Genomic DNA, 13966 nt, shown 5'->3' on the forward strand with positions numbered 1-13966 from the left:
GCCCCGGCCCACCACTGGTTCATTGCATGGTGAACCGCATGGCTGCCCACCGGTTGACTGCCGGAATGGAGGCGGCAGTACCGAGTGCCGCCGTACGGATTCGAAGCAACGGAGCCGGCAGGGGCCGGCCGAGCGCCATGTTGATTTCGGCCTGGCGGCGCGCACGGACCGCTGCCCTTCGCCGGGCCCTTTCGAAGTCACTGAAGTGGCTGTCCGCAGGGCCGCCGGGGAGGGCCTCGAGAACCAACGGGGCGAGTGCTTCGGCATCAAGCCAGCCCAGGTTCATGCCCTGGCCGCCGATAGGGCTGATTTCATGGGCCGCGTCGCCCAGCAGGATTACCCGTCCGGCCACAGTACGGCCGGCGATGGCCGAACTGACGCTGAAGGCGCTCAGCATGGAAGTGGTGGCCGGGTCGGGAACGATTCCGGTCCGCCGGCCCACCAGGCCGGCCAGGTCGGTGGCCGTTGCGGAACCGGCCGGGCAGTCGAGCCGCACCACCCAGCGGCGGATTCCGCCCGGGAGCGGGAACGATTCCACGATGCCCTGCTGCTCGAGGAAGAGGGCAGCCTTTTCACCCAGTCCGCTGTCGTCGTCGAAATCCCCCATGAGGTAATGGTCCTGATACGTCCTGCGGGCGGCAGCCACGCCCAGGGCGCCCCGGAGCCGGGAGCGGGCACCGTCCGCGGCCACCAGCAGCGCGGCCGTGGCCCGCGCCGGCGCGAGCGATGGATGATCCGGGGACTCGAACGCTACGGTGACCCCGGCGCCGTCGTCAGTGAACCCCGTAACGGTTGCGCCCCTGACCAGGGCGTTCGGGTCCAAGGCGAGCACGCGGTCCGCCAGGATTTGCTCCGTCCTGAACTGGGGCAGCGCAAGGACGAAGGGAAAATTGGCGGACACGGTGCCGAAAGCCATGGTGCCGACTGTTCTTCCCCCGCTCAGGGCAACGCCTTCACGGATCCGGACACCCTCCCGAACCAGGGTTGGTACCACGCCGATCCGGCTAAGTGCCTGCAGCGCCGGCGGGTGGATACCGATGGCCCGGGTGTGCTGGTTCCGTGACGTACGCTGTTCCAGCACCTTGACGGTGACGCCCTCCTGGAGCAGGAGCCCGGCAAGGAACAGCCCAACAGGGCCGCCGCCGGCGATGACAACATCGGCAGCCAGCTCAGCCATGTCGCCACGTCAGGACTTGATGGAATGCCGACGACCGTTCCACGAACCAGCCCGGGGGAGCGGCGGCGGACAATTCAGCGGGTTTATAGCTGCGCCGGATGGAGGTCAGGCCGTCCTCGCGGATGAAGGAGTGCCGGAACGGCATTGCGGCAACGCTGAAGAGGGCGAAGGCTGCCGGGCTGCGGATGAGGTCGTTATGCAGCGATGTCCTTTCCGCGAGGATTTCCGAATCTGCCAGCAGGTGCCGGAGCTCTTCGGGAGACAGGTGGTGCAGGACATGGTTGGAAATGACGACGTCGAACCGGGCCTTCTCGCGGACGAGGTCGCTGCTGTGGGCCTGCCGGAAGTCCACACCGGAGGCAGCAGCACGCTGCCGGGCAAAGCGGGCGGCGCGGGGATCCGGGTCGATTCCCGTGATGTGCATCTTCTTCCCGTCCCGGGCGGCCCAGCGGGAGAGCATGACGGCGAGGTCGCCGCCGCCGCATCCGACATCCAGGATGGTCAGCGGGCGCGGCTGTGGCGGAACGATGGGCCGAAGCTCCCTCGCGTACAGTCCCCGCCAACCGGACAAGACTCTGTTGATGACGCCGAACTGGCGGTAGGTGTTGTCCAAAAGCCGGGCATCACAGTCGGCGCGGTCCATCTGCTCGACGGCAGCAGCAGCGCGGCGGGCCAACCTGAAATCCATCGCCCGGACCCGGTCAGCCGACTGCCGCTGCCTCGGCGGTGGCCGCATCCGACGTTTTTCCGTGTCTTGCAACGGCCTGACGGAGCTTGGTAAACAGGCCTGTTTCCACGGTGAGTCCTGGGCCGAAGGCCATGGAACAAATGCGTTCACCCCCGCCGGTTCCGTCCCGGAGTGGTTGTTCCAGGATGTGCTTGAGGACGAAAAGCACCGTGGCGCTGCTCATATTCCCGTAGTTGCGAAGGATTTCGCGGGCGGGCACCAGCTGCTCCTCCGTGAGGTCAAGCCGGGACTCGACCTTGTCCAGGATGCTGCGGCCGCCCGGATGGATGGCCCAGTGGGGGATTGAGGTGTAGGGGAGTGCCGCCAGTTCCGGTTCCCGTGCCAGCAGGGGCTCCAGGGCGCCCACAATGTGTTCGTCGATGATGTGGGGCACGTAGTTGCCGAGCACCATTTCGAACCCGTTGTCGCCGATGTTCCAGGCCATCGAGTCTTCGCCGACAGGGGTGAGGACCGTTTCGAAGTGGTCCAGGGCGAGCAAAGCGGTGTCGCGGGCTCCGGGCCGGGCCGTGACGACGGCGGCAGCGGCTCCGTCGGCGAACAGCGCTGAACCCATGATGGCATCGGGATCGTTGGACGTGCGCACGTGCAGGGAACACAGTTCCGCGCAGACAACCAGGACGACGGCCTTGGGATCGGCCTCGCAGAACAACTTTGCGGCGCGCAATGCGGGAAATGCCGCGTAGCAGCCCATGAAGCCCAAGTGGTACCGCTGGACGGCCGGGTTCAGCCCCAGCTCCCGGACCACCTTATAGTCCGGGCCGGGGTTGAAGAATCCAGTGCATGAAACAGTGATGAGGTGAGTTATGTCAAGTAAACCAAGATCCGGGACGGCCGCCAGGGCAGCGCGGGCTGCCTCAATGAAAAGCTTCGTGGCTTCCCGGGCAAAGATATCGTTGCGGACCTTGGTGCTGGGATTCAGCAGGAGTCCGGATTCCTGGTCGTAGAACTGCGGGTTGTCCGAGCGGGATGCGTTCGTCATTTCCTCTACGGCGGTAAACCGTGTCTCGATGGCTGCACCGTCAAAGCAGGTGTTCACCAGCCGGGATCCCAGACGCGACAATCCCGGCTGCGCAGCGAAGACATCGCGGGCTTCGGACTGGATCAGCTTGGTCGTCGGGACTGCAGTTTCCAGGGAACACACGTAGGCCGTCATTGGTTCATTCTTGACGCGCGCCGCACCAAAGACAATGGGCCCCATGCCGATTGACCAGCCGATTCGCGGGATTGGGCCTTGGGGATCCGCCCCGCTCCCGAAGATTCCCAAAGCGCCGATAATCTACATTATGTAAAGTAACGTTTTCGGAGAGCCTGGACTGGAGCGCTTCGCAGCCCTCTCCCGGCTCCCGAATTTGACGGACGCTCAGTGGCGCCGGCGTATGGAGGCCCCAACCACGCCTCCGAGCGCGAGCCCCACAGCGCAACCCCAGAAAGGGCTCTGAAACAGGGCCAGGCCCAGGCTGAATCCCATAGCGGCCCCGACCAGCGTGCAGATCCATAACGGTTTGTTCACTATCTCTCCGGATGCAGGGAGTGACGTCGATCCCTGCCGACATTACTGCATGCCCCCATAACTGCTTCGAAGAGACAACACCCCCCATTGCAGCAAATAGGTAGCTGCGACCAGTGTGCGGCGGCTCTTTGCGGTCCTATCCTGTTGCACATGGCGGCAAGCCCAAAGGCCTGCTGCGGGCCACACGGTGGAGCGGTTTCTCGGATGCCGCCCTTTTCATGAAGCTGGCGCCGGCGCCCCACACCCCTACGTTTCCCAGGACGCCCGATGCGAGAATTTGCCTGCCTTCAACATTGCCCAGCCTGCCCCGCGAACGGGCAGGCGTGTCATAGCCATTTGCGGGGGGAAGCCCTGAAGCGGGCTCCGGGACGTCCGATCCTGCTACTGCGGCCGGCCCCGGTTAAGGTCCGGTCACTGCGGGCCATCGCCATCGCATATACAGTCACAGACGTCCTCGTTGAGTGGGATGGTGACGCCGGGTACCAGCTCAGCTGGGAGGCGAGCTGGCTTGTCCGCAAGGTGCGCCGAGCGCCTGCCGGCGACCCCCTTCCGGAGGCACCCTGACCACCCCACTCCCCTGGCCCTGCCTACCAGCCCGGCAGCCGCTCATGCTGCCCCGGACAGCTAGAGTGAAAGCCATGGATTCCCTCAAGACGAAGCCTGCACCAACAGTTGTGGCGCGAACCGTTATCCTTGCCGCCGCGACTGACCTCATCCTCATCCTGGCATTTGCGGCAATTGGACGCGATGCCCACCACCGGGAAGAACCGGTCCTGGGTGTCTTGCTCACAGCGTGGCCATTCCTTGCCGGCGCAGCCGCCGGCTGGATGGCCGCACGGGCATGGAGGAATCCACTGTCAGCACTCCGTGCAGGAGTTCCCGTATGGGTTGGCAGCCTGGTTGGTGGAATGGTCCTCCGGGCGCTGACCGCCCAGACCGTGGTCCTCCCCTTCATCATCGTGGCCACATTGGCCTTGGCAGTTTTCCTGGTGGGCTACCGGCTGCTGCTTGCCGGCGTGGTACGCCTGCGTCGCAGGTGAAGCCTCAGCTCAACGGGGAAATCCCCAGCCTGGAAGGCATCCGGAAGATGCCCGCCCGTGTAATAGGCTGGCAGCAGAGAAACAGCTGCCGGGCTTAGCCGCGGCGGAACTGATTGAAGGGGTTCAAACGTGGTCACCGCATTTGTTCTGATCAAGACTGACGCCGCACGCATTCCGGAGACGGCCGAGGAAATATCGGCCATTGAGGGCATCAGCGAGGTGTACTCCGTCACCGGGGAATGGGACCTTATCGCCGTGGCGAGGGTGCCAAGGCACGAGGACCTGGCAGACGTCATCGCTGACAAGCTCTCCAAGGTGCCAGCAGTGGTCCACACCACCACGCATATTGCCTTCCGCGCCTACTCGCAGCACGACTTGGACGCCGCATTCTCGCTTGGCTTCGAACAGTAAGCGGACCTAGGCGCGGGACAGCGAAACCCAGCGGTCCAGCACCGCAGCGGCTGCACCGGAATCGATTGAGTCCGCCGCCCGTACGAAAGCCGCCTGCATACGTTCCAGGAACGGACCACTTGCGTCGAGATCGAAGGCGACCAGGCCGGCGGCCGCGTTGACCAGGACCGCGTCCCGGGCCGGACCTGGCTTCCCGGAGAGCACATCCCGGACCACACCGGCATTTGCAATGGCGTCTCCCCCGCGCAGTTGTTCCACGGTGGCCAGGCTGATGCCCAGGTCTTCAGGTGAGAAACGGAGCTCGCTGACGGCACCGTCGCGGATTTCCCACACGGTCGACGGACCGGTTGTCGTCAGTTCGTCGAGGCCGTCGTTCCCCCGGAACACCAATCCCCTGCTCCCCCGCCGCGCCAGGACGCCGGCCACGAGGGGCGCCATCCTTGCGTTGGCAACGCCGACGGCCGACGCCTGTACGTTGGCGGGGTTCGTCAGAGGCCCCAGGAAGTTGAACGCGGTGGGAATCGCCAGCTCGCGCCGGGGAACGGCGGTGTGCCGGAAGGAGGGGTGGAAGACCTGGGCAAAGCAGAACGTGATGCCGGCTTCCTCCGCATTGCGTGCCACCCGGTCGATAGGCAGGTCAAGGCGGACACCGAGCGCCTCCAGCACATCGGCAGAGCCGGACGACGACGACGCCGCCCGGTTGCCGTGCTTGACGACCTTGGCGCCGGCACCCGCCGCTACCAGGGCGGCCATCGTCGAGATGTTGACAGTGTTGAGTTGGTCACCACCGGTGCCGACGATATCGAGCTTCTCCCCGGAGATTGCCACCGGCTTGGCGTGGGCCAGCATGGCTTCCACCAGGCCGGAGAGCTCGGCCACTGTCTCCCCCTTGGCGCTGAGTGCCACGAGGAAACCGGCGATCTGGGTTGGCGTCGCTTCGCCGGACATGATGGTGTCCATGGCCCACGACGTGTTGTCGGCCGTAAGATCGGCGCCCTTGATCAGCGCCGAGATGAGCCGGGGCCAGGTGTTGCCGGACGCTGCAGATGCCTGTGAAGTCACCTGCTGATGCTATCGAGCGATGGTGCGCGCTGACCAATATGAACGTCGGCCGGAACTTTTCGGGGCGAATTCGCGTCTTTGTAGAAAAAGTCCCCCGAAAAGGCGGTTTGCGTTGGGCAGCACGGACTTTTGCAGACATAATGTCTATGTGACATCTGCGACCCATGCCCCCAGTACCCCGGCGCACCCCACGCTGAACCGCCCCAATATGGTTTCTGTCGGAACCGTAGTGTGGCTGTCCAGCGAGTTGATGTTCTTCGCCGGTCTCTTTGCCATGTACTTCACGCTGCGCTCAACGAGCGGTCAGATGTGGGCGGAAGAGACAGCCAAGCTCAACTTCCCCTTTGCGCTCGTCAACACGATCGTCCTCGTGGCCAGTTCCTTCACTTGCCAGATGGGCGTGTTCGCCGCCGAACGGCTGCAACCCCGCCGCGCCGGCGGAGCCCTGCAGTTCGCCCGCTGGGGAATGAACGAATGGTTCACCCTGACGTTCCTGATGGGCGCGTTCTTCGTTGCCGGCCAGACCACCGAGTACGCAATGCTGGTTTCCGAGCACGTCTCGCTCTCCTCCAACGCTTACGGCTCTGCCTTCTACATGACCACCGGCTTCCACGGGCTGCACGTCATTGGCGGCCTGATTGCCTTCCTGCTCATCATGGGCCGGTCCTTCGCCGCGAAGAAGTTCGGACATTTCGAAGCAACGTCCGCAATCGTCACCTCTTACTACTGGCACTTCGTTGACGTCGTGTGGATCGGCCTCTTCCTGGTCATCTACGTACTCAAGTAGCCAGCTTTGATTCTTTTTCTACAAGAGGCAGAATTTCAGGTAGCGGCTCCCGGAGCCGGCGCAGGATCGAATAAAGGAACCACCACGTGAAGGCACTCTCACAAAAGCGGCGTCACCCACTTGCAGCAATAGCGCTGCTCCTGATGGGGCTCCTCATCACTGGTGGGCTCTATGCCGTGGCCACCAGCATGAACGAGGCCAAGGCGAGCACCACCACGGCAAGCGCAAGCGACGTCGAAGAGGGCGGCAAGCTTTTCGCGGCGAACTGCGCCACCTGCCACGGCATGGGTGCCAGCGGTTCCAAGGATGGTCCCTCGCTGGTGGGCGTCGGCGCCGCAGCTGTTGACTTCCAGGTTGGCACCGGCCGCATGCCGATGCAGATGAACGGACCCCAGGCGATGAAGAAGCCTGTCCAGTTCAACGAGCAGCAGACCTCACAGCTTGCAGCCTATGTCGCTTCCCTGGGAGCCGGCCCGGCAATTCCTGCAGACGAGCTGACAAACGGCGGCGGCGACGCTGCTGCCGGTGGAGAGCTGTTCCGCACCAACTGCGCCATGTGCCACAACGCCGCCGCCGCCGGCGGTGCGCTGACCCGCGGCAAGTTTGCTCCTGCTCTTGCCGACGTAACCGGCAAGCACATCTACGAGGCCATGGTCACGGGCCCGCAGAACATGCCGGTGTTCAACGACGCCAACATCACCCCCGAGGGCAAGAAGGACATCATCACCTTCCTGAAGCAGATCGAGTCCACCGGATCCCCGGGCGGAGCCGACCTGGGATCCCTTGGCCCGGTAGCTGAAGGCCTGTTCGTGTGGGTTGCCGGTCTCGGCGTCATCATCGCCTTCACCATCTGGCTGACCTCCAGGACTTCCTGACGTCCCGCAGGACACACAAAACTTCTGCTGCCCTGTCAGCAGCTTGAAATTAGAAACTAACCCGGCAACTGCCGGGACGAGAGAAGGATGAGGCGAATTATGGGCAACCATAGTGACGGCAGTCCGAACCACTCGGGCACCGTAGCTACGGCTGGTCAGAATGAGGTGGAGAAGTTCCAGGATCCTGGGATTCCCCCGCATCGTTTGCGCCTGGCTGACACGGACCCGAGAGCCGCAAAGCGGGCAGAACGGCAGGTCGCCTTACTGTTTGGCATTTCTGTTGTTGGCACCCTGATCTTCCTGGTGGCGTACTTCGCCATCGATCTGGGTGACGACTCCAGCATCGCCACCATCCGGCTCCAGAACGCCCTGCTGGGCATTGGCACTGCCTTTGCCATGTTGGGTATCGGAACCGGCATCGTGCACTGGGCCAAAGCCCTGATGCCCGATCACGAAGTCTCCGAAGAGCGTCACGCGATCCGTTACGAGGAAGACCGCCAGGCTGCGGTCCGCATCGTCGACGACATCGTGGAAGAGACCGGCATCAAGCGCCGCCCGCTGATCCGTAACACCCTCCTGGGTGCGGTGGCCCTGGCTCCGCTTCCTGCAATCGCGATCTTCGGCGACCTCGGACCCCGCCCTGACGACAAGCTTGCACATACCATGTGGGCTCCGCAGGACGGCAAGCGCAAGCGCCTGACCCGCGACCCTGACGGAACCCCCATCAAGGCTTCGGATGTCACCATCGGCTCGGCGTTCCACGTCATCCCCGAGGGACTCAACGAACTCGAGGAAGGCAAGCTCAACGAGAAGGCAAAGTCCGTTGTGTTGCTCATGCGCCTGGATCCCGCCTCGCTGAACCCGTCCAAGGGCCGCGAAGAGTGGGGTTACAACGGCATCGTTGCCTACTCGAAGATCTGCACCCACGTTGGCTGCCCCGTTGCTCTCTACGAGCAGCAGACGCACCACCTGCTGTGCCCGTGCCACCAGTCCACCTTCGACCTCACGCAAGAGTGCAAGGTGATCTTCGGCCCCGCCAGCCGTCCTCTCCCCCAGCTGCCGATCGCAGTTGATGACGAGGGCTACCTCGTCGCTACCAGCGACTTCCATGAACCCGTAGGACCAAGTTACTGGGAGCGTGATTCGCATGAGCGCAGCATCAACAGCTGAGCCGGCTTTCGTCGCCAAAACCAAGACAGGCCGGATCACCGACTTCGTCGACTCGCGTGTCGGCGGTTCGGGGATCCTCCGCGAGTTCGGCCGCAAGGTCTTCCCCGATCACTGGTCATTCATGTTCGGCGAAGTGGCGCTGTACTCCTTTGTCATCCTGCTGCTGTCCGGAACCTTCCTGACGTTCTTCTTCGATCCGTCCATGGCGGAGACCCACTACGACGGGTCCTACGTCCCCCTTAAGGGCGTGGAAATGTCGGTGGCGTACAGCTCGTCACTGAACATCTCGTTCGACGTCCGTGGCGGACTCTTCATGCGCCAGGTCCACCACTGGGCAGCACTGCTGTTCGTGGCGTCGGTGGCCGTGCACATGCTCCGGGTCTTCTTTACCGGCGCGTTCCGCCGCCCGCGTGAGATGAACTGGGTTGTCGGCTGTGTCCTGCTGATCCTGGCCATGGCCGCCGGCTTCACCGGCTACTCGCTTCCCGACGACCTGCTCTCCGGTAACGGCCTGCGCATCATCGACGGCGTGATCAAGTCGATTCCGGTCATCGGCACGTACATCTCGTTCTTCCTCTTCGGCGGAGAATTCCCGGGCACGGCCATCATCAGCCGCCTGTACATGCTGCACATCCTGCTGGTGCCGGCACTCATCCTGCTGATGATCGTTATGCACCTCTTCATGGTCGTGGTCCACAAGCACACCCAGTACCCCGGCCCCGGCCGCAACGACAACAACGTCGTCGGCTACCCCCTCGGACCCGTGTACGCCGCGAAGGCCGGTGGATTCTTCTTCATCGTCTTCGGCGTGATCGCTTTGATGGCCGCGTTCTTCACCATCAACCCCATCTGGAACTACGGACCTTACGATCCCTCCCCGGTATCCGCAGGCACCCAGCCTGACTGGTACATCGGGTTCGTTGACGGCGCCCTCCGGCTCATGCCCGGGACGCTTGGCGACTGGCACGTCGAGCAGATTTTCTTTGGTCACGTGTTCACGTTCAACGTCCTCCTGCCTGCACTGGTACCGGCCGGGATCCTCTTCACCGTGATGTTCACCTACCCGTGGATCGAGCGCTGGGTGACCAAGGACGACCGTGAGCACCACGTCCTCGACCGTCCGAGGAATGCTCCGACCCGTACCGCCATCGGCATGGCCGGCTTCGTCTGGTACTGCGTCATGTGGGCGGCCGCAGGTTCCGACCTCATCGCAACCCACTTCGGTGTCTCCCTGAACGATGTCACCTACTGGCTGCGTGCACTGTTCTTCGTCGGCCCGATCATCGCATTCATCGTCACCAAGCGCGTGGCTTTGGCCCTGCAGCGCAAGGACCGCGAAATCGCCCTTCACGGCCGCGAGACCGGCCGGATTGTTCGGCTTCCGCACGGTGAGTTCATCGAGGTGCACGCGCCCCTGGATGAATACAAGCGGTACAAGCTGGTTGGTTTCGAATCACCCCAGGTACAGCCGGCTGTGCCGAACGAGCACGGCGTGGTCACCCGGAAGGAAAAGCGGCGCGCGCTGCTCTCCCGCTGGTTCTTCGAGGACCGCGTTGCTCCCGCAACCCCCGCGGAGCTGGAAGCAGCACACGGCCACGGCCACGAGGCTGTCGAAGCTGCAGAGGGCACCAAGAGCCTGACGCACTAGGAAACTCCAGCTGTAACGAAGGGCCCGATCCATGCCGGATCGGGCCCTTCGTTTTGTCGTCCGGGCTTTGTACCCTGAACACCGCCGGCAGTACTCCCCCGGGCTGTTTCAGTGGTTGCGCGTCCTGCGGGCACCAGGCCGCTGCAACGGAACCCACAGCTTGTACCGGTCGGCGCGGTAGTACGAAACGGAATAGTCGACCATGGCGCGCGCCACAAACGCATGCCGTTGGATCTTCAACAATGGCGCCCCCACCTCCACGTTCAGCAGCCGCGCCGTGGAGGGCGATGCAGCCGTCGCCTCGATCATGTCCTCGCCCCACTCCATCACCAGGCCGAATTGTTCGCTGAGGACGTTGTACAACGACGTGGGAGGTTCGTGGTCAAGCAGGCCAGGGACGCGGTGGGCAGGAATAAAGTTCTCGTCGACACTCATCGGCTCCCCGTCCGCCAGCAGGAGCCGGCGGAACCGTACCACCGGTGTTCCCTCGTCGAGCTGGAGTTCGCGGGCCAGGAAGGCACTGGCTCCTATCTGCTCGAAACTGAGGACTTTTGCCGCGGGAACCATGCCGCGGCGCTGCATCTCTTCGCTGTAGGACGTCAGCTTAACCTGAAGGTCGAGTTTCGGCCGCCGGACGAACGTTCCCAGCCCGACTACACGTTCGATGACCTCCTCCCCCACCAAGGCATCGATGGCTTGCCGGACGGTCATCCGGGCAAGTCCGAATCGTTCGGCAAGGTCACGCTCAGATGGAAGCGCTGAACCCGGAAGGCAGGATTCGGCTATGTACGCCCTCAGGATCTCGCGGAGTTGCACATAGATCGCGGTGCCGCTGGTGCGGTCAATTTCGCCGGTGATAGCGGTGGCGCCAGCTGCCATGGTCCCTCTTCCTGCCGTGGTTGTCTTCCCTCATTTTAGGACGGTCTAGACCAGTGGGTGACCGCTGTCCTTTTTAGTGCCGCGGGTTGCCCGCCCGCTATATTTAGTCAGGAAAATTTGACCGCCGACGGATGGGGCCGTCGTGACGAAGGAGTCCCCTTTGCCAACACTGAAGGCCGTAGTGACAGCACCTGAGGGCCTGCACGCACGCTCTGCCGCCGTGTTCGTCCGTGCCGTTACCGACACAGGGTTTCCCCTGGCCATTCGAAAGGAAGGTGGCGGCCTTGTGGACGCACGTTCCCTGCTCCAGGTGATGGCGGCCGACTTCCGGCAGGGCTGCGAAGTGGAACTGGTGGTCAGCGACGACGCCTTGGACGGCGCTCAGGACCACGGGCGGGCGCTGGAAGCACTCAGGGACCTCTGCAGGCTCCTGGAGTCCCAGGGGGCCACCCAGGGCGTCTAGGAAATGCAAAAACGTCGGGCCCCACCGCAAGGTGGGGCCCGACGTCGTTATTACTGCAGAGGCCTAGTGCGCGTGGTCACCGCGGCTGTATTCGTAGACCCAGCCGACGAGGGCCACGACGGCAATGCCGCCGGCGATGAAGACGATCCAGAAACCGACTGCCATACCGAGGAAACCGGTGGCGCACGCAATCCCGAGAACCAGGGGCCACCAGCTCCAGGGGCTGAAGTGTCCCTGCTCGCCGGCACCTTCGTGGATCTCGGCATCGCTGCGGTCTTCAGGCCGCAGCCCAACCCGCTTACCGGTGAATCCGAGGTAGGCGCCGATCATGCCTGCCAGGCCGCCGACGAGGAGAATGCCCAGGATGCCGACCCATTCGCTCCAGTTGGTCAGGAAGCCGTAGACCAGGGCGACGGGGACGAAGAAGAAGACTCCAGAGCCAAAGATCCAGGATTCAATTTTCACTGTGCGGTGTCCTTCTGGTCAGCGTTGCCGAGCACTGCGGCTGCGGGGGCAGGCGAATCGACGGTGTGCACCTGCCGGAGTTCCGGGTGGTGCAGGTCCAGAGCAGGACGCTCTGATCGGATCCGGGGCAGGGACGTGAAGTTGTGGCGCGGCGGCGGGCAGGACGTGGCCCACTCCAGCGACGCTCCGAAGCCCCAAGGATCATCCACCTGGACCTTTTCGGCATTCCGCCACGTGATGTAGACGTTCCAGAAGAACGGAATCAGGGAAGCGCCGAGCACGAAGGATGCCACCGTGGAGAACTGGTTCATCCAGGTGAAATTGTCCTCAGGCAGGTAGTCGGCGTAGCGGCGGGGCATGCCCATGACGCCGAGCCAGTGCTGGATCAGGAAGGTGCCGTGGAAGCCCAGGAACAGCAGCCAGAAGTGGATCTTGCCCAGGCGTTCGTTGAGCATCTTGCCGGTCCACTTGGGCCACCAGAAGTAGAACCCGGCGAACATGGCGAACACGACAGTGCCGAACACCACATAGTGGAAGTGCGCAACCACGAAGTAGGAGTCCGATACGTGGAAGTCCAGCGGCGGGGAAGCCAGGATGATGCCTGTCAGGCCACCGAAGAGGAACGTGATGAGGAAGCCGATGCTCCACAGCATGGGGGTCTCGAAAGTCAGCGATCCCCGCCACATGGTACCGATCCAGTTGAAGAACTTCACGCCGGTGGGCACCGCGATGAGCATGGTCATGAACGAGAAGAACGGCAGCAGGACTGCACCGGTGACGTACATGTGGTGGGCCCAGACGGTCACGGAGAGGGCAGCAATGGCGATGGTTGCGTAAACCAGGCCCTTGTAACCGAAGATCGGCTTGCGGCTGAACACAGGGAAGATCTCAGAGACGATACCGAAGAAGGGCAGCGCAATGATGTATACCTCGGGGTGTCCGAAGAACCAGAACAGGTGCTGCCAGAGGACTGCACCGCCGTTCGCGGGATCGAAGATGTGCGCACCGAACTTCCGGTCCGCGCCGAGGGCGAAGAGGGCTGCGGCCAGCGGCGGGAAGGCCATGAGCACCAGGATCGCCGTGATCAGGGTGTTCCAGGTGAAGATGGGCATCCGCCACATGGTCATGCCCGGGGCGCGCATGCAGATGATGGTGGTGATGAAGTTGACCGCGCCGAGGATGGTGCCGAAGCCGGACAGTGCCAGGCCGAATACCCACAGGTCACCGCCAATGCCAGGGGTAAACGTGGTGTCGGAGAGCGGCGCGTAGGCGAACCAGCCGAAGGACGCAGCACCCTGGGGGGTGATGAAGCCCGACACCGCGATGGTGGAGCCGAAGAGGAAGAACCAGAACGCGAGGGCGTTCAGGCGCGGGAACGCGACGTCGGGGGCACCGATCTGCAGCGGCATGATCACGTTGGCGAACCCGGCGAAGAGCGGGGTGGCAAACATCAGGAGCATGACCGTGCCGTGCATGGTGAACAGCTGGTTGTACTGTTCCTTGGTCTGCAGGATCTGCATGCCGGGCTCGAAGAGCTCGGCACGGATCAGCAGCGCCATCACGCCGCCGAGGCAGAAGAACACAAACGATGCGATCAGGTACATGTACCCGATGGTTTTGTGGTCTGTGGAGGTGATCCAGTTGACGACGATGCGTCCCTTGGATTTTGGTACCACGGGCGCCGACAGGGCTCCCGCGGGTGCGGATTGGGTGTACGTAGCCACGTCGCTC

Annotated in this window: 14 protein-coding genes; 7 read left to right on the top strand and 7 right to left on the bottom strand. The window is 63.4% G+C overall.

Features of this window, described 5'->3' with window-relative positions:
* Positions 1-19 precede the first annotated feature (19 nt).
* From DFO47_RS10225 to DFO47_RS10235, 3 genes are read right to left on the bottom strand one after another with little or no spacing between them, the layout of a single operon-like run.
* Complete coding sequence (locus tag DFO47_RS10225; RefSeq protein WP_133831566.1) at positions 20-1177, bottom strand: NAD(P)/FAD-dependent oxidoreductase; 1158 nt, start codon at positions 1175-1177, stop codon at positions 20-22.
* Positions 1170-1865: a class I SAM-dependent methyltransferase gene (locus DFO47_RS10230; protein ID WP_133831567.1), complete on the bottom strand. Its 696-nt coding sequence runs from the start codon at positions 1863-1865 to the stop codon at positions 1170-1172. The genes DFO47_RS10225 and DFO47_RS10230 overlap by 8 nt, the downstream gene beginning before the upstream one ends.
* A 13-nt stretch (positions 1866-1878) precedes the next feature.
* Positions 1879-3078, bottom strand: a complete 1200-nt coding sequence (locus DFO47_RS10235) for a type III polyketide synthase (RefSeq protein WP_133831568.1) — start codon at positions 3076-3078, stop codon at positions 1879-1881.
* Between the two features lie 995 nt (positions 3079-4073).
* Here DFO47_RS10235 and DFO47_RS10240 point away from each other — a divergent pair.
* Positions 4074-4475 carry a DUF3054 domain-containing protein gene (locus DFO47_RS10240; protein WP_166651705.1) on the top strand — a complete coding sequence of 134 codons (402 nt, stop codon included), beginning with the start codon at positions 4074-4076 and terminating at the stop codon, positions 4473-4475.
* A 129-nt stretch (positions 4476-4604) separates the two neighbouring features.
* Entirely contained in the window at positions 4605-4886 is a 282-nt protein-coding gene (locus DFO47_RS10245; protein ID WP_018761366.1) for an Lrp/AsnC ligand binding domain-containing protein, read from the top strand.
* Between the two features lie 6 nt (positions 4887-4892).
* On the opposite strand, the gene trpD is transcribed toward DFO47_RS10245, so the two are convergent.
* The gene (gene trpD / locus DFO47_RS10250; protein ID WP_133831569.1) at positions 4893-5948 is read right to left on the bottom strand and encodes an anthranilate phosphoribosyltransferase; all 1056 of its coding nucleotides are present in this window, start codon (positions 5946-5948) and stop codon (positions 4893-4895) included.
* A gap of 148 nt (positions 5949-6096) precedes the next feature.
* Between trpD and DFO47_RS10255 the strand changes: the two genes are divergently transcribed.
* From DFO47_RS10255 to DFO47_RS10270, 4 genes are all read left to right on the top strand, one after another.
* On the top strand, positions 6097-6735 hold the full coding sequence (locus tag DFO47_RS10255; RefSeq protein WP_196803315.1) for a heme-copper oxidase subunit III: 639 nt from the start codon (positions 6097-6099) through the stop codon (positions 6733-6735).
* Positions 6736-6821: 86 nt separating this feature from the next.
* Positions 6822-7610, top strand: coding sequence for a cytochrome c (locus DFO47_RS10260; protein WP_018761369.1), 789 nt, complete (start codon positions 6822-6824; stop codon positions 7608-7610).
* A 99-nt stretch (positions 7611-7709) separates the two neighbouring features.
* The gene (locus DFO47_RS10265) at positions 7710-8780 is read left to right on the top strand and encodes a Rieske 2Fe-2S domain-containing protein (protein WP_026264469.1); all 1071 of its coding nucleotides are present in this window, start codon (positions 7710-7712) and stop codon (positions 8778-8780) included.
* Positions 8758-10428 (top strand): ubiquinol-cytochrome c reductase cytochrome b subunit, encoded by a 1671-nt coding sequence (locus DFO47_RS10270; RefSeq protein WP_133831570.1) that lies wholly within the window; start codon positions 8758-8760, stop codon positions 10426-10428. The genes DFO47_RS10265 and DFO47_RS10270 overlap by 23 nt, the downstream gene beginning before the upstream one ends.
* A gap of 108 nt (positions 10429-10536) precedes the next feature.
* Here the strand turns inward: DFO47_RS10270 and DFO47_RS10275 are convergent, their stop codons facing one another.
* Positions 10537-11307, bottom strand: a complete 771-nt coding sequence (locus DFO47_RS10275; RefSeq protein WP_018761372.1) for a GntR family transcriptional regulator — start codon at positions 11305-11307, stop codon at positions 10537-10539.
* 160 nt (positions 11308-11467) lie between these two features.
* Between DFO47_RS10275 and DFO47_RS10280 the strand changes: the two genes are divergently transcribed.
* Positions 11468-11770 carry an HPr family phosphocarrier protein gene (locus DFO47_RS10280; RefSeq protein ID WP_166651706.1) on the top strand — a complete coding sequence of 101 codons (303 nt, stop codon included), beginning with the start codon at positions 11468-11470 and terminating at the stop codon, positions 11768-11770.
* Positions 11771-11833: 63 nt separating this feature from the next.
* Here the strand turns inward: DFO47_RS10280 and DFO47_RS10285 are convergent, their stop codons facing one another.
* Both DFO47_RS10285 and ctaD read right to left on the bottom strand, forming a co-directional pair.
* The gene (locus tag DFO47_RS10285) at positions 11834-12235 is read right to left on the bottom strand and encodes a cytochrome c oxidase subunit 4 (RefSeq protein WP_018761374.1); all 402 of its coding nucleotides are present in this window, start codon (positions 12233-12235) and stop codon (positions 11834-11836) included.
* The gene (gene ctaD / locus DFO47_RS10290; RefSeq protein WP_018761375.1) at positions 12232-13959 is read right to left on the bottom strand and encodes a cytochrome c oxidase subunit I; all 1728 of its coding nucleotides are present in this window, start codon (positions 13957-13959) and stop codon (positions 12232-12234) included. The genes DFO47_RS10285 and ctaD overlap by 4 nt, the downstream gene beginning before the upstream one ends.
* Between the last annotated feature and the right edge of the window lie 7 nt (positions 13960-13966).

The sequence above is a fragment of the Arthrobacter sp. AG258 genome (genome assembly GCF_004364695.1).
Taxonomy (GTDB): Bacteria; Actinomycetota; Actinomycetes; order Actinomycetales; family Micrococcaceae; genus Arthrobacter.